This is a genomic window from Streptomyces filamentosus (genome assembly GCF_014654895.1).
Lineage (GTDB): Bacteria > Actinomycetota > Actinomycetes > Streptomycetales > Streptomycetaceae > Streptomyces > Streptomyces filamentosus.
Genome location: NZ_BNBE01000004.1, coordinates 989065 through 1007832, shown reverse-complemented (window position 1 = coordinate 1007832; position 18768 = coordinate 989065). Strand labels below are relative to the sequence as shown.

The following is an 18768-nucleotide window of genomic DNA, read 5'->3' as shown; positions in this document are numbered from 1 at the left end:
GCCGAAAGAGCTTCTGGACGGTGGATCCGTCTCCCGGGCAGCCGGGCTATCGGTAGGGTCGGCGATCACGAGCACAGGGCCCCAGGCATATCGCCGTCATCTCTGAGCAGGTCAACGCCTGCTCCCAGCTCCACTCGCGCCGTTCGACTTCGATCACGCAGCGCTACATGTCCATCTGTCGAAGCCATACGAGTGCATCCCTAGTTCAGAGAAGATGGTGTCGGCGCGCAGGTAGTTCTGGTCGACGTGGGACAGCCGCGAGCGGGTCAGCGCCTTGTTCTCCGGGTCGATGACCGGGGTCAGACCGATGTTGCAGCTCTCCGCCACCAGCAGCGCGACCAGGGAGACGAGCAGGCCCTCCATGCGGGTGCACCGCTCGGAGACGTGCCCGAAGGCGTCGAGGAACCCGGTCCAGGAGTGGACCTCGAACAGCAGGTCCGGCAGGTCGATCCTCGGGAGCATCGCCTCCGTGGTGGCCTTGAGCCAGGTCAGCGACTCCGGCTCGCCCACCGCGCCGAGCTTGTCCACCGACAGCCGGGCACGTCCCCCGCCCTCCGGGACGACGATCTCCACCTTCGCGTCGGCGCCGGCCTCCTGAAGGCGGTCGACCATCTGCCGCCACGCCGCGTCCAGCCCCCGAACGAGCTGGGCCAGGTGCTCGTCTGCGTCCTCGGTCAGGGACAGGCCCGCGAGCACGTCCGCGCGCATCGCCTCCCACCGCGGCCCGTCCAGCAACCGGGCGCGCGGGTCCGCCCACCGGTTCGACGGGGCAGCGAACACATCGCGCCGGTTCAGAGCGCGGTGCAGCTGCTCCAGGACGCACACCACGTACGCGTCGCGGTCGACCGCGCCCTGGGGCAGCTTGGCGTTGGAGAACACCGCGCGCTTCCACATGGCCGGAACCAGCTCGGCGTCGACCTCGCGGGGCAGCAGCGGCCGGTCCTTGACCCGGCGCCGGGAGAGCGCGGGCAGACGCCGCACGGCCTTGAGGATGCGCCGCCCGGCCGGGGCCGCGTCCAGGGCGTCCGACTCGCCCAACAGGGACAGGAACGGGCGCACGGTGTTGTAGCGCAGGGCCAGCTTCTCCCGCATCGCCGCTTCCGCCGAGCCGTCGTCCTCGGGCACCAGGGCCTCGACGGTCGCCACCGCGCCGGCCACCGCCGTACGCGGCACGGCCTCCTCGACCGCCGCCCACAGCGCGGCGACGTCCAGGTCCGCCTCGTGCTCGGCGACCAGGTCCAACTCCTCGGTGAGGATCTTCGACGCCTTCGCCAGGATCCGGGCCGCCTTCTCCAGCTGCGGCAGCATCGCCAGGCGCTCCCGGTCCGACGCCCGGCGGGCCGGGCTGATCAGCCGGTTCGCCATCAGCACCGCGAACAGATCCAGCGCTTCATCGACCGCCTGCGCCTCCAGCTGCCGCACCACCGCCGTCAGCAGCGCGGTCCGCCGCGGCTCCGGCGCCCGCTCGATCGTCTGCGCCTTGCTCAGCTGCCCGTACCGGGCCAGCGCGGACAGCCGGTTCACCGGCACCCGCGACAGGTTCACCCGGCCCAGCGCGAACGCGGAGATCTCCTCCACCCGCTCCATGGCCCGCACCATCGCCGTGCCCGTCGACTTCACCGGCGGCGTACGCAGCCGCTCCAGCTCCGAGACCCGCCTGCCCTCCGGCACCACCAGCAGCTCCGCCAAGGCCGGCGCGAGCACCGCATCGGCCCGGTACGTCGCCCTGGCCACCGCGTCGTACAGGCGCCGCTCAGCCGCCGTCCGCGCCTCCGACACCTGCCGGGCCAGCACCGAGACGCCCGGCAGCAGCACCCGGTTCTTCCGCAGCCACGTCACCGCGTGGTTGAACAACGCCACCGGCCCCTCGGCGTGCGTCCACGCTCGCCCGTACAGGAAGCTGCGGAACTCCCGGCCCCATTTCCGGTCGGCGAAGTCCCGGTACTTGAACCGCCTCTGGATCTCATCCGCGTGCTCGTACACCGTCGAGCGCCGCTCGGCGTACCGCTTCACGCACGAGGCGTCCGCGATGCCGAGCTGACCGGCCAGGTACTCCACGGCCTCCCAGGGCACCGCGAGCGGGTCCTCACCCAGGAACCGGCCGACGTAGCGGACCGTGCAGATCTGCACCGCCATGCCCAGCCGGTGCGCGTCCGTACGACGCAGCGCGATCAGATCACGGTCGTCATCGTCGAGGAAGAAGAACCGCTCCAGCTCCGGGCGCGTAGGCACCTCGGTGAACGTTCCGTACGCCTCGGCCTGCTCATCAGTCAGAAACCCCACCGGCACGACCGGACCGTAGCCAGCGCCGGAACCCGCTCGACGATCTTTCCGTGAACCTCAGCGAGGCCACGGAACGGTGTGCTAGCCGACCATGATCGTTCTCACCGGGATTTCCTGTACGCCGACTACTCACACCCGTCTCCCATCGAGGGGCGGGCCGTGGTCAAAGGACCCGAGGGGGCGGTCAGTGCCGTGTGGGCAGCGGTGCGGTGGTGTCGTCGTGTACGGGGGCCGGGGCGGTGTGCTGGGCCACGATCCGGGCCTTCTGCTGGGTGCCGGTGAGGGTGAGGGCGATGAGCGGCAGGAGGGTGAGGGTGGCGGAGACAGTGCCGACCAGGGCCGGTCCGGTCAGGCCGAGGGAGGTGTTCATCGCGGTGCCGGCCAGGGCGGAGCCGGCGGCGATGCCGGTGTTGTAGGCGGAGGTGGTCAGCGCCGAGGTCAGGGTGGGGGCGTCGCCGGCGAAGCGGACGGCGAGGGAGGTGACGACCGGGTTGACGGTGAATCCGGCCAAGGCCATGAGGAAGATCAGTGCGACCGCGGTGACGGGCCCGGTCGACAGCGGGATCAGCAGGAGCAGGGCCAGAGCGGTGACCGCCGCGGCGGTGAGGGTGGTGGCCATCGGGCGGCGGTCGCCGAGCCGGCCGCCGATGGCGGTGCCGCCCAGGGCGCCGAGCCCGAAGACGATCAGGACCAGGGGGACGGCTCCGGCCGGGATGCCGGCGCGGTCGGTCAGCAGCGGGGTGATGTACGTGTACGTGGCCAGGACACCGCCCATGATCAGGACGGCGGCGGCCAGCGCCAGCCACAGCCGGCCCTGCCGCAGGGCGCGGACCTCGGCCCGTACAGAAATCCCGGCCCGCTGCTCCGTTCGGGGGATGAACCGGCCGACGAACACGGCCGCGAGTCCCGCGAGGACAGCCAGGGCCCAGAAGGGGCCGCGCCAGCCGGTGTACTGGCCGACGAACGAGCCGATCGGCACCCCCACAACGTTGGCCAGGGTCAGGCCGCCCATCATCACGCCGACGGCCCGGGTGCCGCGGGCGGGGCCCGCGACGGCGGTGACGATGACGAAGCCGACGGCCCAGAACGCGCCGGTGGCCAGCGCGGTCACCACCCGGGCCGCCAGGACCACGGTGAAGGAGGAGCTGAGCGCGGCGGCGACGTGCCCGAGGGCGAAGACCGCCAGGGCCGCCACGAGGGTCAGGCGCCGGGGCAGGCGCAGGGTGGCCAGGGCCATGACGGGGCCGCCGACGATCATGCCGATCGCGAAAGCGGTGATCAGCAGGCCCGCGTGGGAGACGCTGACACCGAGGTCACCGGCGATCTCGGGGAGCAGTCCGGCGATGACGAACTCGGTGGTGCCCATCAGGAACGTGCCGGCGGCGAGCACCCACACGACGAGGGGCAGCTTGCCCGCCCGGGTGCTGGCTGCGGAAGGCATACAGGGGGTTCTCTTCCTCTAGGGGATTCAAGGCAGCCGCCGGGGTCAGGAGGCGGCTTCGAGGGTGATGCGCGTCGCCCGGCCGAGCTGGTCGGCGCTGACGTCGAGGTGGCCGAGGACGAGCAGGTCGGCCGAGGGGGCGGGCCCGTCCTGGTAGAAGAGGGCCAGGTTGCCCCAGGGCGCGTAGTAAGCGATGTCGCCGACCTGGGCCGCGACCGGTGCGGGGGCACCGGCGGTGTCCAGCTTGCGCGGCAGGTCGGCGACCCGCTCGACGCCGTGGAAGTCCTCCAGGTCCAAGGTGAGCGGAAGCAGGGCGGCGAAGTCGCGGGCGGCGGGGCTGTCGTTCAAGGCGGCCTCGACGGGGCGGCCGTCGAGCGTGACCCGGATGTCCATGGCGGTGCTCTTCTCGGAGGGGGACGACGAAGTGGGGGCCGTGGTGTCCTGCTGCCCCGGGGACGCGGAGGCGGAGGAGGGGGCGGCCGGGATGGCTTCCTGCGCGTCGCCTGCGCAGGCGGTCACTGCCAGCAGCAGGACGGCTGCCGGAGCGGCGCGGAGCAGACGGCGGCGGGCTGCGCAGTTCATGAAAGAAATCCTGGGGATGGTCATGCGGGCAGCGGCTCGGCGTACTGCCGGAAGGCGCCGCGCTCGCTGTGGATGGCGTACAGGCGCTCGGCCAGAGCCTTCGGGCTGGAGTGCTCGGCGTCCGGGCGGATCGCGCCGGGGACGATCAGCTGCGCGACGTGGATGTTCTCGTCGGCAAGGGCGTCGTGGAGCATCGAGACGTAGGCGCTTTCGGCGGCGAACGCGATCGAGGTCCCGGCCCGCTCGGGGTGGGGGCGGACGGCGCTGGCGCCGTTGACGAACAGCAGCGTGCCCCGGCCCAGCTCCCGCATCCCGGGCAGAACGGCGTTCACGCAGGTCACCGAGCCCTTGACGGAGAAGGCCAGCGGGTCGTCCAGGTCGGCGGCGCCGGTGTCCAGGACCGCCTTCATGAAGTCGCCGCGGGGCACCGGGCTGAACTGGAGGATCTCGATCGGGCCCAGCGTCTCGGCGGCCTCGTGCAGGGCCGCGGTGAGGGAGTCCGGGTCGAGGACGTCGGCGGTGAACCCGCGGGCGTGGACGTTCTCCCGGGCCAGTTCGGCCACTAGGTTGTCCTGGTGCTGGATGCTGCGCGAGACGAGGGCGACGCGGTGGCCGGCGGCGCCGAAGCGGCGGGCGGCCGCCAGGCCCAGGCCCGGTCCGGCTCCGACGAGGGCGAACGTGGTCACGGTGATTCTCCTCAAGGGCGACGTGAGCGGGCATGCCGCCTCCGGGGTCGTCCGGGCAAAGGGCGGGCAGTGCAGGGAGGGCAGACGAGGCCGGGACGTCGGCCGAGGTCAGCCGTCGGTGAGCGGGGCTGCGGCGTACTCCTCGTCGGTGACGGGGGTCAGCCAGTGCACGACGTCGTGGTCGGCGTCGCCCTCGTTGATGGCCAGGTGGACCATCAGCCGGTTGGGGGCGGCGCCGTGCCAGTGCTCCTCGCCGGCCTCGAACAGCACCCGGTCGCCGGGCCGGATGACCTCCACTGGTCCGCCGCGGCGCTGGCACAGGCCGACGCCCTCGGTGACGAAGACGGTCTGGCCCAGCGGGTGGCGGTGCCAGTGGGTGCGGGCGCCGGGCATGAAGTGCACCAGGTTCGCGGTGACCCGGGACGGGGCCGGGGCGGCGGCGACAGAGTCTATGTAGACGTCGCCGGTGAACCAGTCGACCGGCCCCTTGACGGTGGCGATCGAGCTGCGGGTGATCTGCATGATTCGCTCCTTCGGGCGGGGGACGGGTCAGGGGGCGAGGAGGGTCTTGATGGCGCGGCGCTCGTCCATGGCCTTGTAACCCTCGGCCACCTCGGCGAGGGGGAGGGTGAGGTCGAAGACCTTGCCCGGGTCGATCCGGCCCGAAAGGACACGCTCGATCAGGTCGGGCAGGTAGCGGCGCACGGGGGCGGGCCCGCCGCGCAGGCCGACGTGGGAGAAGAACAGCTCCTGCCCGTCGACGGCCACGTCGTGGGGGACGCCGACGAAGCCGACGCTGCCGCCGGGGCGGGTGGAGTGCAGGGCCTGGCTCATGGCCTGGGCGGTGCCGACACACTCCAGGACGGAGTCGGCGCCGATGCCGCCGGTCATCTCCTTGATCCGGGCGACGCCCTCCTCGCCGCGCTCGGTGACGATGTCGGTGGCGCCCAAGGCCAGGGCGAGCTTCTGCCGGGACTCGTGCCGGGACATGGCGATGATCCGCTCCGCGCCCATCTCCTTCGCCGCGATCACACCGGACAGGCCCACCGCGCCGTCGCCGACGACCACGGCGGTCGAGCCGGACCGCACCTCGGCGGCCTCCGCCGCCCACCAGCCGGTGCCCATGACATCCGAGAGGGCCAGCAGGCTCGGCCACAGCGACTCGTCCGGGGTCTCGTCGAGAGCGACCAGGGTGCCGCCGGCGTTGGGGATGCGGACGTACTCGGCCTGGCAGGTCGACATGAACTCGCGGTGCAGACAGTTCGACGGGAACCCGTTCCTGCAGTTCGCGCAGGTGTTGTCCGAGGTCGCGAACGAGCCGACGACGAACTGCCCCGGCCGCACCGAGGTGACCTCGCTGCCGACCTCCTCCACGAACCCGACGTACTCGTGGCCCATCGGGTGCGGGTCGCCGATCGGCTCCGCACCCCGGTAGGGCCACAGGTCAGAGCCGCACACGCACGTCACGGCCGTCCGGATGATCGCGTCGGTGGGGTGGAGGATCTTCGGGTCGTCCACGGTCTCGAAACGGACGTCACCGGGGGCGTAGATCATCGTGCCGCGCATGAGAGGTCTTCCTTACGTACGAGAAGGGGCCGAACCGTCCAGGACAGCCCCCGTGCCGGCGTTCCTGCCCTACCGGAAGAGCAGGGCAGGAACCATCACGTCATCCAGGTAACCGGCACTTCGCGTGCGCAGCGAGTCACTGACAAGGGGTGTACCAGCAGTACATCCCTCCGACGCCGACCAGGCCGTACCGTCGAGGTGTGGACAACCAGGCAGAGGTCCGCGAGTTCCTCACCTCGCGGCGAGCGAAGATCACCCCCGAGCAGGCCGGACTGCCCGCAGGCCCCCGGCGCCGGGTCCCCGGCCTGCGCCGCAGCGAGGTCGCGGCCCTGGCCGACATGAGCGTCGAGTACTACGCCAAGCTGGAACGCGGCAACCTCGCCGGCGTCTCACCGACCGTCCTGGAGGCCGTCGCCCGCGCCCTGCAGCTCGACGACGCCGAACGCGCCCACCTGCTCCACCTTGCCCAGGCCGCCGACGGCTCCGACATCCTCGCCCGGCCCCGCCGCCGCGCCGCCCGGCAGTGGAAGCCGCATCCGAGCCTCCAATGGACCCTGGACGCGGTCACCGAAGGCCCGGCCTTCGTCCGCAACGGCCGTATGGACCTCCTGGCCGTCAACCGGCTCGCCCGCGCCTTCTACGCCGACGTCTACGCCGACCCCCACAACCAGCAGAACCTCGCCCGCTTCACCTTTCTCAGCCCCGACGCCCGCCGCTTCTACCCCGACTGGGACCAGGCCGCCGACATCTCCGTCGCCATCCTGCGCACCGAAGCCGGCCGCGACCCCCACGACAAGGACCTCCACGACCTCGTCGGCGAGCTCTCCACCCGCAGCGACGCCTTCCGCACCCGCTGGGGCGCCCACGACGTCCGCCACCACGGCACCGGCTTCAAGCGCTATCACCACCCGGCCGTCGGCGAACTCACCCTCGCCTATCAGGGGCTGGAGATGGCTGCCGAACCCGGCCTTACCCTCACCATCTACACCGCCGAACCTGCTTCCCCGTCCGAAGAAGGACTGCGTTTGCTCGCCTCCTGGGCCGCCACGCCCCAGCCCGTCGAACCCACACCACACACCAGCGGCTGAGGGCCCCCGGCCGAAGGAGGACACTAGGCGAGAGCCCCGGCAGAGGAGACAGTTCACAACTGGCGCAGAACCAGGACCATTGGCGCAGCTCGTGAACACTAAAACTTGACAGGGAACACGACGAACGGCGTGACCGAAGTCACGCCGTGGCTGGCTGAGGCCGAGGCCGATGTGCAGGCGCTCGTCGAGAGCGCGATGGAGCTCATGCTCGGGGTCCGCTTCCTGGCCACCGAGTACAGCACCGGCCCCGTCCACGGCGGGCGCATCGACTCGCTCGGGCTCGACGAGAACGGCTCGCCCGTGATCGTCGAGTACAAGCGGGCGACCGACCCCGGCGTGCTGTCGCAGGGCCTGTTCTACGTGGCCTGGCTGATGGACCACCGGGAGGAGTTCGAGGCCCTGGTCCGCGAGCGGCTCGGGCCGGCGGCAGCCGCCGGAGTTCTGTGGAGCACGCCCCGGCTGATCTGCGTGGCCGGCGGCTTCACGCGCTACGACCTGCACGCGGTGCGCGAGCACCGGCGGTCCATCGACCTCGTGCGCTACACCATGCTCGGCGAGCACCACATCGCGCTGGAGACGGTCGCGTCGATCGCTGCCCAGGGCGGCGGGACGCGGCGGCAGAGCCTGCGCGGCGGACGGGGCACGTCACCGCGTCGGCGGACCGACGCCATGGCGGAGCTGGCGGCCGTGGTCGACGAGGTGCTGCTCGGGCTGGGCGAGGGCGTGACGAAGGTCGAGCGCAAGCAGTACGACGCCTACCAGCGGCTGCGGAACTTCGCCTGCGTCACTGGACGGCAGGACAAGCTGCTGGTGTACCTCAAGGTCGCGCCGGCCACGGTGGAACTCGTGCCGGGCTTCACCCGGGACGTGACGGGACTGGGCCATCACGGCACAGGCGACCTGGAGGTCCAGCTGCGCTCGGAAAAGGACGTGGAGCGGGCGCTGGAGCTGTTCCGGCTGTCGTACGCCGCGGCGTAGCGCTGGACCGGTCGGGGGTCTCGGTGGTGGAGGCGCCTTTCGACGGAGGGGCGGGGGAGTGGCGGTGGTGTCGTCCATCCTCCGCAGGATCCCCGGTTTCGGAAACCGGGGATCCTCGCCTATATTGCGCCCGCGCCGAGGCCGGGCGGGGTCACCAGCCGGAAGGCTTGGTGGGTCCCAGGGCGCGGGTGACGGTGATCTCGATGACGACCCGGTTGGGGTTCACGCGCGGGGTCTTGTACCGCTCGGTGTAGCGGCGCTCGGCGTCGGCGACGGCGGCGGGGTCGTCCTTGATGACGGCGGTGCCTTCGAGGGTGGACCAGCGCCGGCCTTCGGCCTGGCTCACGTTGACGCGGGCTTCGCCCCCGGCGGCCAGGGCGGCGCGGACGTTGCGGACCTTCTTGTTGCCGCCGTCGGTGATGACGCGGGCGATCCGCGTCTCAGGGTCGTAGGTGACGCCGACCGGGGTCGTGTGCGGGGAGCCGTCGGGCCGGAGGGTGGTCAGGAAGCAGGTCCGGCGCTCCTGCCAGAACAGGTCCCCGTCGGTGGGCAGGGGGGCGGTGTCCAACGGTCGGTCTCCTCGGTGCGATGGCTCGGACGCCGGAACGGCGCCGTGCAGGTCGCTTCGACCGTAACGCGGAGCTATCCGCATCAGAGGGTCAGGTGCTGCGGCCGAGCGAGGTCAGGGGAGGAATCGAAGGCAGCTTCGAGATGAGCGAGGGGCGCGGGGCCGGGACACACCTCGGACCTACTGGTCCCGATCCTCAGCCGAGGACGGCTTCCGGTGCCGGCCGCGTCCCTTGCCCATGGCAGGCCGGTCCCACTCGGCGGGCTTCTCCTGCACGGGCGGCGGCGGATACAACAAGGCTTTCGCGGCGGCCAAGTCCTCGACGACGCCGACGACCATCCACTCGGTACCGGTCCACTCCTCGATCGCTCTCGGTGCGTCGGGGTCCACGTGGGCCCCACGATGAGGGCCGTCACCGAGCGGCACCGCGCGCCGCCTGCCCTTCGAGGCGGCCTGGCGTGCATCGCGCCGGCGAGCCCACTCCTCCAGCGGTTCGTCATCCTGCATCAGGGCATCGTGGCGGAGTCGCGGTCCGGGCCGCCACCCGTTCACCCGAGTGGATGAATGAACGGAGACGGCAGGGGGCAGCAGCACGCGGGCTGCTGTGACGCGGTCTTGGGGAATATCAGGGACCTCTAAGGGCTGTCCCGTAAAGATCCAACTCGCCGCTTCCTGACTGGACCGCTGCCGATGAACCTGAGGCAGCGCGCCGGCATGCAGCCCTAAGGGTTCGTCGGGATCACCGGTGCGGGCAGGTCTAGAGCACGGCCGAGGGCGGAGGCGACCGGAGCGGCGTAAGCGGGCATGTGCCGAGCGGCCCAGACAGCGGCCAGCTGGAGGAAGTCGATCAGGTCTTGCTCTGCGCCGGCGAGCAGGCGACGCAGGTCCGTAACGGGTACCTCCATCACCGGGCTGTTGTCGTGCTCGGCGTCGACGGTCAACCGGACGACTTCGCCGTCACGTTCGGCGAGCGGAGATGGGTCGTGACCGAAGGAGGCCCAGCCGGTGCCGTCGACGACCTCAAGCCAGTCGCGCCTCTCGTCCAGCCCATTGCAGCAGCCCGGCAACAACGTGGTGCCGGTTGCGGTGTCGGTGATCCGCAGGCCACCGGATGCGAAAAGGTCGTCCATGGTGAGCAGTCCGTGCAGGAAGCTCCCGAGTAGGTCGGCGGGCCGTGGTGGGCGACCGTCGTCCTCGGGATCGATGTTGTTGCAGTCGGCGATACGCATCACCGCCGTGCCGACCTCGGCGGGATCGAGTGCGCCGCTGAGTGGCAGGAAGCCGTACGGTGCGGACTTGGCGACTGGCCAGAGGGTGAAGTCGTCGGAGGCGTAGACCTCCAGGACGGGCTGCAGAACGATCACCCGGGAAGTCTGCAGCATGTCTGCTCCCCGGCGTTCACGAGTGGGTCCGGCCTGCCGCGATCAAGACCGCTGGAGATCTTTTCCCGGCACCGCAGTGATCGTTCCCCGGATAGACTCGCCGAATGTCGCTGACGCGTTCGGCCACCGTAGACGTGAGCGTGGCACTCGATCTCGCGGGTGCAGAGCCCAAGGTGTTCGACGTAGGCAGGTCCACGATCGCGGTCGGGGCTGCGGCTGTTGTGATCATCGGGGATGCAGCAGACGATCCGGCAGCAGGCGGCGTGTGGAACGACCAGGAGTTCCGTCTACGAGGTCTTACGCCTGCAGTAGCCGCATCCAGGCTCACTGGTCGAAAGCCGTTCGCAGGATCGGAACCGGATCTGGACCGGCCGGTGCACTTGTTCGTCCGGGTCGACGGTCTAGCCGTCTACATTGGTCCCGTCCACCACTCGCGAAGCACCTGGACCAACGGCGAACTCAACAGTTGCCACCTGCGCATCGACCCGCCATTGAGTCGAGAATTGCTCGAAACGGTTCGGCCGCCAACAGCTGCGCCCCTTTCGCCCGGCCTGGACTGGCTCGACCATGTCCGCACGGACCCCGGCATGGCCTTGGAATCCTTCGTCACCGGCTGGTATCCCGCCCAAACTGAAACCCGGCCCACCACCATCGCGATACCCGGCTCCGTCCCTTATGCCTTGGCCGACTTCTACCGTCTCGCCGAGAAGCGTCCGGCCATCCTCGGAGGCCAGAACTCCATCCAACCGCTCACAAGGCTCTCGACCGACATCCACGGTGAGCGCCTGGTCGTCGCCATCGAGAATCAGGGCTGCTGGGACTGGTCCATCCCGTGGCAGCTCGACGCTGCCGGCACCGATCCGGACGTCTGGCTGACCGAGGACGACGCACCGGTCCGCGAGGAGGAGCCGCTAATACTCCAGTGCGACTTCGTGATCTAGGTGTCCAAGTGGCTGGTGAGTCGTCGTCGGTAGTGGGCGCGTCTGGCCTGTGCCTGGTGGAGTCTGCGCCAGATTGACCAGGCCAGAAGGCGGTGCGGAGGCGTGGTCGATGGTCTGAAGAGCCTGCCGATGAGGTGACGGATCTCGGGGATGGTCAGGTCGATCGGATCGCTGCTGTGGACCGGACGGTTCGGGTCGGTGCTCCGGTCGGGCGCCGCGCTGACGGCGACAGCGGCGAGGAAGGCCAGCGCGAGCATCGCCAGGGTGATGTGGCGGTGCCAGGAGGTCCAGTGGCGGACCTGGTAGTGATCCAGGCCGACCTGGCCTTTTGCGGCTTGGAAGCACTCTTCTATGCACCACCTGGTCCCGGCGACGCGCACCAGCGCGGACAGGGCAACCTCGCCTGGTGACCAGCACAGGTAGAAGGCGAGTTCGTCGGTTACGGGGTTGCGGCGGATCAGCAGGCACCGGTTCTTGTCGGCTCCGGTCTGCACCCATGCCCAGTCGTAGTAGCGCGGGCCCTTCGCTCCGGCGCCGGCGCTCTGCCGGTGCCAGGCGTCCCGGGGCAGCGAGTCGGCCAGGGTGTCGGCCTGGACCACTGTGCGGTTCTCGTTGATCCGTACCTTGGTGGTGCAGGCGACCGCCAGGACGTAGCCGATCCCGCGTGCCTCCAGGCCGGAACGAAGCTGTGGGTCCTGGCCGTAGACCTCGTCGCCGGTCACCCACGAGGAGGAGCACCCGGCATCCAGGGCCGCTTCGATCATCTGCAGTGCCAGGCGGGGCTTGGTGGAGAACTCCACCTGCTCGGGGACCCCGGAGCCCGACCGGCGATCGGGATCCCGGCACCAGGTGTGCTCGGGGAGGTAGAGCCGACGGTCGATCAGTGCCCGTCCTCGCGGCGATGCGTAGGCGAGGAAGACGCCGACCTGGGCGTTCTCGATCCGACCGGCAGTGCCGGTGTACTGCCGCTGCACGCCCGCCGAACGCAGGCCCTTCTTCAGGAACCCCGTCTCGTCCACGATCAGCACGCCATCACCGCCGAGGTGGTCCAGCACGTAGGACCGGACCTCGTCGCGCACCTCGTCGGCATCCCAGCGTGCGCTTCGAAGCAGTCTCTGCATCGCACCGGGGCGGTCATGGCCTGCCTGCTCGGCCAGCTGCCAGCAGTTCTTCCGTTCGACACCGGACAGCAGTCCGAGGACGAACGCCCTTGCCGTCGCTCTCGGTTCCACTCGGCGGAACCGGCCCGCGATGCGGGCCATCGCCTGGTCGAACATCGCCCGCCAGCGGGCAGGGTCTACGCTATGGCCCACGGCCATCGCACCATCTTCAGAAGTCCACACAACCTCTGATGATCACGCGGTGGCCGCTTCCGTATCGGCTCCTGCCGCCAGCTGGTGCCAGGCATGGGTGCATCCGTCTGCGCAGAACCGCTCGCGGCGGCGCTTGTCCGCCACCCCCAGCAGCGCGACCAGCAGCCGAAACGCCTTCACGCGCTCGTCCTGCGGCAGATTGATGATCTTTGTCAGCTGCCCGGCCAACTGCCCGCGTGTGATCAGCACCGCCGGGGTGTGGGTCGGCCGGATACCGGCGATCTGCACGCTCTCGGGCCCGTCCTCCACCGTCGCCCGCGCCTGGATGCAATGTCCGCCCAGATCCCGAAGGACCTCGAACTGGTCCTGAGCGGGCAGGGCTTCGAACCACTCGACACCCTGCCCGATCGGGCGCAGGCCCTGCGCGAGCTCGTTCAACATGACCGTGCGCTCGTCCATCCGCCAACCTCCGCGATCCGGCTGAGGCCCATGGCCCCCGAAGGCCATCGAACCAGATCGCGAAGTATGGCTGGAGTACTAAGCCGGTTCCTGCTGCAGTTCTCGTTGTATGAGGCTTCGATGACCGCCCCGTACAAGGCATTCCTCCGCAATCTGCCCGAGCAGTTGCTGTCAGAGCTGGAATCCTGCCTGCATCGCGTACCGCTACGGCCGTTCCTGGCGCCCATCGGTCCGACGAACTTCCTCGTCGGACCGGGCCTGGTCGCTCATATCTCGCCCGAGCTGAACAGCAGCCATGAGTCCGACGTCTGGATCGGCGCCCTGCACCGCAGCGCGCTGCGGCCGCTTTCCCGACTTCAGCTGCCATGGCGGCGGTTCGATGGTTGAGTCAGAGGTTCCTGACAGCGTAGTGATCGCGACCGTGCTCCTCATCGACCATCGACATAGATCCGCTACGCGGTCAGGGCGAGGTTGTGGAGGCGAGCGAGGGTCTGTCAATCGAACGGTGTAACGAGGGTGGTTGGGGTTACTGTCGGACTGCGGAGAGCCGGCCGTCGAAGGTGATGTCGAAGGCGTTCAGAGCGGTCTTCCAGCGCAGGGTCCAGCGGGTCTGCCCCCTGCCGGTCGGGTCGAGCGACATGATCGCCATGTAGATGCATTTCAGGGCGGCGGTCTCGTTGGGGAAGTGTCCGCGGGCCTTGACCGCCCGCCGGATCCTGGCGTTCACCGACTCGATCGCGTTCGTGGTGCAGACGATGCGGCGGATCTCGGTGTCGAAGCGGAGGAACGGCGTGAACTCCTCCCACGCGTTCTCCCAGAGCCGGACGATCGCCGGATACTTCCTTCCCCACGTGTCGGCGAACTCGGCGAACCGTTCGAGCGCGGCCTCCTCGGTCGCGGCGGTGTAGACGGGCTTGAGGAGTTTGGCGATCTTGTCCCAGTCCTGGCGGGCTGCATAGCGGAAGGAGTTCCGCAGCAGGTGGACCACGCAGGTCTGCACGACCGTCCTCGGCCAGACGGTCTCGACCGCGTCGGGCAGGCCCTTCAGCCCGTCGCAGACAAGCATGAGGACGTCGTTCACGCCGCGGTTCTTGATCTCGGTCAGGATGTGCATCCAGTGCTTGGCGCCCTCACCGCCGTCCCCGGCCCACAAGCCCAGAATCTCGCGCCGGCCCTCCCCAGTGACGGCCAGAGCCACATAGATCGGCCGGTTGGCGACGGCTCCGTCGCGGATCTTCACGTGGATCGCGTCGATGAACACCACCGGATAGACCGGGTCGAGGGGCCGGTTCTGCCACTCGGCCATCCCGTCGAGGACCTTGTCGGTGATCGTGGAGATCGTCTGGCGCGAGACATCGGCGCCATAGACCTCGGCGAGATGGGCCTGCACCTCACCGGTGGTCAGGCCCTTCGCAGACAGCGAGATGACCATCTCGTCCACCCCGGTCAGGCGCTTCTGCCGCTTCTTGACGATCTTCGGCTCGAACGAGCCGTCCCGGTCACGGGGCACGGATATCTCCACCGGCCCGACATCGGTCAGCACGGTCTTCGACCGGGTGCCGTTGCGGGAGTTGCCGCCGTTCTTCCCGGCCGGATCGTGCTTGTCATAGCCGAGATGGTCGGTGATCTCACCCTCCAGGGCGGACTCCAGCAGCCGCTTCGTCAGCTGCTGCAGCAGCCCGCCCTCGCCGGTCAGCTGCACTCCCTCGGCCTGGGCCCGGGACACCAGCTCGTCGATCAGCCGGTCGTCCACCGCCTTCGCCGGCTGAGGCCCGTCTGCCTCGCTGATCTCGGTCTCGGCCACGTTCTCACTGGTCATCGGTGCATCCTCCATGATCGGGAGTTACACCGAACGATTTACAGTCCCGCGAGCGATGCCGAGCATGGCGTGGTGAACGCCGTCGGCCTTCAGACGGCAGTCACGGAGGATCTTCCAGCTCTTCATGCGGGCGAATGCGTGCTCGACACGGGCGCGGACCTGGCGGTGGGAAGCGTTGTGCTCTTCCTTCCACGCCGGTAGCTCGGTCTGGCCACGTTCTCGACGGTGCGGGATGACCAGGCCGGTGCCGCGGTAGCCGCCGTCTGCGATCACGGTGGTGTTGCCGACCAAGCTCTTGGCTCCGGACAGTTCCCACGCCTTGCAGTCGTTGCGGTTGCCAGGCAACGGCTGGCCGACCATCACGACGCGTCGGGTGTCGGCGTCGATGACGACCTGATGGTTGGTGGAGTAGCGGTAGTTCTTCGACCGCTCGGCAATGGTGTGGTCGCGGGTGGGGGCCAAGGTGCCGTCCACGATGAGGACGGTGTTCTTGCGGAATCGCCTGCGGGGCTTGAGCGCGAGCAGGGGGCCGAGGTGGCTGACGATGCGGCTGGCTGCGGACTTCGAGACGCCGAACAGTGGGGCGAGCTGTCGCAGCGTCAAGTTGGTACGCCAGTAGGCCGTGACCAGCAGCACCCGGTCTTCCAGCGGCAGGCTCCACGGCCGGCCTCTGCGAACCGGGTCAGCCCCCTCATGCCGCAGCTGTGCCACCAACGTGCCGAAGGAGCGGGGGCTCAACCCGGTGAACGGGGCTATCCAGGACGGCTGCGACGCCGTGATCACACCAGCCACGACGGGAGCCTCACACGGTTCATGCCGGGGCTGGTGTGTTGATCACTTGCTGGACAGGCGGAGATCTCCGGACCAGGTCTCACACCGGATACGGCCGGAGTCGAAGGTGATCTCCAGAGCGATCCGCCCACTGTCCGGGACACTCTCCTCGCTGACTGCCAGCACCATCTCGCCGAGGTGATCCGCGAACGGGGTCTCGCCGCTGACCGGCGCCACCTCGATGCGGCCGGACTCCGCCATGTCGTATCCCGCGAAGGGAGCCGATGCCTCCACGATCAGGCACCAGTCCGAACCGGTCGTGATGCGCGTGGCGACCGCTTCGCTGTCGATCAGCCACACGTCCAGCGGGCCGGACGGAGCCTCTGAGCCGTACAGGTACCACGAGGCGACTACTTGCTCAAGACGGCGCCCGACCAGGTAGCCAGGACGCACACCGCCCCCGCGCAACGGGCACTCGCTCACCCTCTTCGACTCCACGCGTCGACCGTACTGTCAGGCAACCCCCCCAGCTCACGTCCTTATACGGGACATCCCTTAGTGAGATCGGGGCGAGGACCTGCGAGTTACAGTCAGGTAGAGCCGGAAGTCCGCAGGGATCCACGTTGTCGCGGAACGCCGCCCACCGCCGCCCAAGGTGTCCTGCGGTTCCGTGCGCCTGGTCCACGATCCGTAGAGACACTCCCCGCTCGCCAGCGGCCTCCAGCGGTCCGCGATCCTGCCGACCGCCCCCGGGCCCCGGGGACGTTCACGGACCGCCAGGGAGACGTACATGGCGAACATGGCGATCGCCCCAGACGGTTAGGAGAAAACGGGCAATAGTCGGTATCGCTCTCGGCAGACAGGAACCCTCGGAACAGGACTGGAATAGAGCGCATCCGGATGGCAATCTACACACCTCCGATTTATCGGCCGCCAGTTGGTGGCCCCAGCCCTTTAGGAGATTCCCCTGACCCATTTCGGACGCCTTCGATACGTTGCCCCCGTCCTCTTCGTGATGGGGGCAACGAACGCCGTTACGGCATCGCTGCAGGGCGACCTCGTCAGCGTCTCGACTGCCCTATGTCTTTGCCTCTGCGCTGCTGGGCTTTTCGTCGTTACCCAGAAGCAGCAGGCTCTGCTGCGCGGCCAGAAGGCCCTTGTGTGGGTGGCGAATCACCCGGAAGTGACGGCTGGCCAGGTAGCGAGGGCTGTTGGCTGTTCAACGTCGACAGCCCAGGTTGACCTTGAGCGTCTGGCGAAGGACGGGTTCTTGTCCCGCCGCCAACTTCATGGTGGTGTTTGCCGGTACAGCCTCGCGACCTGACGGGGTGCTGAACGCTGGGCGCAATATAGCGGACCTTCCCCGGTTTCCGAAACCGGGGAAGGTGGCAGACCATTACCTCCTGAGTCGGCTACGCGCAGCCGAACCTGTGTTGAATCGACTGAGAAGGAGAATCATGGACCGGCGATACATGGATGCCCGTGAGACGGCTGCATTTTTGAACATGTCACTTTCCTGGGTGTATCGCGACTCGGCTAGGTGCGGATTGCGGGGGTACAAATTCGGTTCGGGGAGGAACGCGAAGATCCAGTTTGAAGTAAATGAGGTCAAGCGGTGGGCTGACCAGCGGCGAATGCCGTGAACCCTTTCGGGTGCTGGAAAAAATGAGATTGGGGTAACCGCTTGAGCAGGGCGCTAGTGCGCGGTATGGGGACCTTCTTCAAGGAGTGTGTCCACTCCGAGTCTGGCTGGCCGAAGTGTCCGCACCCGTACAAGATTCGATATCGAAATGCAGCGGGAAGGCAGGTCGAAGAATCCGGCTTCCCGACGCAGAAGAGGGCTATAGATCGCCTTACCGAGATCTATAACGCAAAAAACTCTCGGCGTATAGGTCAAAGCAAGCTGGAGAGAATTCAAAAGTACGGCGACATGAGGTTTGAGGAATATGTTGCGGAGTGGAAAGAAGGGCAGCGCCACCTCTCTCCTTCCTCTGTGCGTCACCTCGAGTCTCTACTGCAGCACCATCTCCTTCCGGCACTTGCGAGTCGGCGTATGGATTCCTTCGACCATAAAGTGGTAGAGGGGTTTATCCGGTCCATGGAGCGCAACGGAGTCGGCTTGGCCGCTCAATCGAATGCGTTTGACAAACTGAAAATGATCCTACTTGACGCGCACCGCCTAGGATTGTATGAGGATAGCCCTCTAGAAGGTGTGAAGCCCCCCCAATGTGACGCCAGTCGTGCCGTCATTCCCTCTCTTGCTGAGCTCCGTGAGATCCGCTCCGCCGGCGATGACGTGTTCAGGCTCGTGGCAGACATGATGAGCGGGTGTGGGCTCCGGAACGGAGAGGCGCTGGCGGTTAACGTGAAAAATATCGTTGCTGACGATGTCTATCGTGTGCGTGAGCAAGTAAATCAGACGACAGGAGGTTATGCGCCCCTCAAGCATCGGAAAAAGGGGCAGTATCGGGATGTTCCGCTCCCGGCGAGGGTCAAGGCGACGGTCGATGGCTTTGTAGAGAAATACGGGGCTGTCGATGGGTATCTGCTCAGGAATCCAAAGGACCCGTCTGGGCCCCTCCCTTTTTATTTCCTGCAGAACCGGTGGCGGAGAATTAAGGCCGATGGAAAGGTGCAGATCCCGGAAGGGATGACCCCCTATGGGTTCCGTCACTTCTTCGCCTCTAACTGTCTATCCCATGGGATACCCATTACCGACGTGGCCGAGTGGATGGGTCATAAGAGCATCGAGGTCACTTTCAAGACCTACAGGCATCTGATGCCTGGGTCGATCGGAAGCGCAGCCAAGATCTTGGACATCGGCCTGGCGGCGTAGTTCGGCGCCGAGCAGCACCTGTCAGGGTGCGAGGACCTGCACTCGTTGGGGCAGC

Annotated in this window: 18 protein-coding genes and 1 pseudogene; 5 read left to right on the top strand and 14 right to left on the bottom strand. The window is 68.2% G+C overall.

What is annotated here, in order from left to right; all coding sequences use genetic code 11:
• Positions 1 to 213: 213 nt before the first annotated feature.
• From IE326_RS38345 to IE326_RS38320, 6 genes and pseudogenes are all read right to left on the bottom strand, one after another.
• Positions 214 to 2289, bottom strand: a pseudogene (locus IE326_RS38345) (DUF4158 domain-containing protein); the annotation flags it as partial.
• A gap of 178 nt (positions 2290 to 2467) precedes the next feature.
• The gene (locus IE326_RS38340; RefSeq protein ID WP_190044852.1) at positions 2468 to 3724 is read right to left on the bottom strand and encodes an MFS transporter; all 1257 of its coding nucleotides are present in this window, start codon (positions 3722 to 3724) and stop codon (positions 2468 to 2470) included.
• 45 nt (positions 3725 to 3769) lie between these two features.
• A complete protein-coding gene (locus IE326_RS38335; protein WP_190044851.1) occupies positions 3770 to 4306 on the bottom strand; it encodes a cyclophilin-like fold protein in 537 nt (178 codons plus the stop codon).
• 20 nt (positions 4307 to 4326) lie between these two features.
• On the bottom strand, positions 4327 to 4992 hold the full coding sequence (locus tag IE326_RS38330; RefSeq protein ID WP_190044850.1) for an SDR family NAD(P)-dependent oxidoreductase: 666 nt from the start codon (positions 4990 to 4992) through the stop codon (positions 4327 to 4329).
• A gap of 108 nt (positions 4993 to 5100) precedes the next feature.
• Positions 5101 to 5514 (bottom strand): (R)-mandelonitrile lyase, encoded by a 414-nt coding sequence (locus IE326_RS38325; RefSeq protein ID WP_190044849.1) that lies wholly within the window; start codon positions 5512 to 5514, stop codon positions 5101 to 5103.
• Between the two features lie 27 nt (positions 5515 to 5541).
• Entirely contained in the window at positions 5542 to 6558 is a 1017-nt protein-coding gene (locus IE326_RS38320) for a zinc-dependent alcohol dehydrogenase family protein (protein ID WP_190044848.1), read from the bottom strand.
• 200 nt (positions 6559 to 6758) lie between these two features.
• Between IE326_RS38320 and IE326_RS38315 the strand changes: the two genes are divergently transcribed.
• Positions 6759 to 7646 (top strand): helix-turn-helix transcriptional regulator, encoded by an 888-nt coding sequence (locus tag IE326_RS38315; protein ID WP_190044847.1) that lies wholly within the window; start codon positions 6759 to 6761, stop codon positions 7644 to 7646.
• Between the two features lie 129 nt (positions 7647 to 7775).
• Positions 7776 to 8624 carry a transporter gene (locus IE326_RS38310; protein ID WP_373310395.1) on the top strand — a complete coding sequence of 283 codons (849 nt, stop codon included), beginning with the start codon at positions 7776 to 7778 and terminating at the stop codon, positions 8622 to 8624.
• 151 nt (positions 8625 to 8775) lie between these two features.
• On the opposite strand, the gene IE326_RS38305 is transcribed toward IE326_RS38310, so the two are convergent.
• From IE326_RS38305 to IE326_RS38295, 3 genes are all read right to left on the bottom strand, one after another.
• Complete coding sequence (locus IE326_RS38305; protein ID WP_229915855.1) at positions 8776 to 9192, bottom strand: TIGR03618 family F420-dependent PPOX class oxidoreductase; 417 nt, start codon at positions 9190 to 9192, stop codon at positions 8776 to 8778.
• Positions 9193 to 9372: 180 nt separating this feature from the next.
• A complete protein-coding gene (locus tag IE326_RS38300) occupies positions 9373 to 9699 on the bottom strand; it encodes a DUF6087 family protein (RefSeq protein ID WP_190044844.1) in 327 nt (108 codons plus the stop codon).
• 215 nt (positions 9700 to 9914) lie between these two features.
• Positions 9915 to 10574, bottom strand: a complete 660-nt coding sequence (locus IE326_RS38295; protein WP_190042411.1) for a hypothetical protein — start codon at positions 10572 to 10574, stop codon at positions 9915 to 9917.
• A 104-nt stretch (positions 10575 to 10678) separates the two neighbouring features.
• Between IE326_RS38295 and IE326_RS38290 the strand changes: the two genes are divergently transcribed.
• Positions 10679 to 11515 carry a hypothetical protein gene (locus IE326_RS38290; protein WP_190044843.1) on the top strand — a complete coding sequence of 279 codons (837 nt, stop codon included), beginning with the start codon at positions 10679 to 10681 and terminating at the stop codon, positions 11513 to 11515.
• Here the strand turns inward: IE326_RS38290 and IE326_RS38285 are convergent.
• Together IE326_RS38285 and IE326_RS38280 are read right to left on the bottom strand one after the other, a co-directional pair.
• A complete protein-coding gene (locus IE326_RS38285) occupies positions 11512 to 12777 on the bottom strand; it encodes an IS701 family transposase (RefSeq protein WP_190045050.1) in 1266 nt (421 codons plus the stop codon). The genes IE326_RS38290 and IE326_RS38285 overlap by 4 nt on opposite strands.
• A 93-nt stretch (positions 12778 to 12870) precedes the next feature.
• Entirely contained in the window at positions 12871 to 13287 is a 417-nt protein-coding gene (locus IE326_RS38280) for a DUF5958 family protein (RefSeq protein ID WP_190044842.1), read from the bottom strand.
• A 120-nt stretch (positions 13288 to 13407) separates the two neighbouring features.
• Here IE326_RS38280 and IE326_RS38275 point away from each other — a divergent pair, with 120 nt between their 5' ends.
• The gene (locus IE326_RS38275; protein ID WP_190044841.1) at positions 13408 to 13674 is read left to right on the top strand and encodes a hypothetical protein; all 267 of its coding nucleotides are present in this window, start codon (positions 13408 to 13410) and stop codon (positions 13672 to 13674) included.
• A 139-nt stretch (positions 13675 to 13813) separates the two neighbouring features.
• Here IE326_RS38275 and IE326_RS38270 read toward each other — a convergent pair whose 3' ends face one another.
• Genes IE326_RS38270 through IE326_RS38260 form a run of 3 tightly spaced genes read right to left on the bottom strand, consistent with a single transcriptional unit; the run spans position 13814 to position 16375 of the window.
• A complete protein-coding gene (locus IE326_RS38270) occupies positions 13814 to 15106 on the bottom strand; it encodes an IS256 family transposase (protein ID WP_229915230.1) in 1293 nt (430 codons plus the stop codon).
• Between the two features lie 24 nt (positions 15107 to 15130).
• Positions 15131 to 15898, bottom strand: a complete 768-nt coding sequence (locus IE326_RS38265; protein WP_190044840.1) for a transposase — start codon at positions 15896 to 15898, stop codon at positions 15131 to 15133.
• A 42-nt stretch (positions 15899 to 15940) separates the two neighbouring features.
• Positions 15941 to 16375, bottom strand: coding sequence for a hypothetical protein (locus IE326_RS38260; RefSeq protein WP_190044839.1), 435 nt, complete (start codon positions 16373 to 16375; stop codon positions 15941 to 15943).
• A 1210-nt stretch (positions 16376 to 17585) separates the two neighbouring features.
• On the opposite strand from IE326_RS38260, the gene IE326_RS38255 reads away from it, so the two are divergent.
• Complete coding sequence (locus IE326_RS38255; RefSeq protein WP_190044838.1) at positions 17586 to 18713, top strand: tyrosine-type recombinase/integrase; 1128 nt, start codon at positions 17586 to 17588, stop codon at positions 18711 to 18713.
• Positions 18714 to 18768 lie beyond the last annotated feature (55 nt).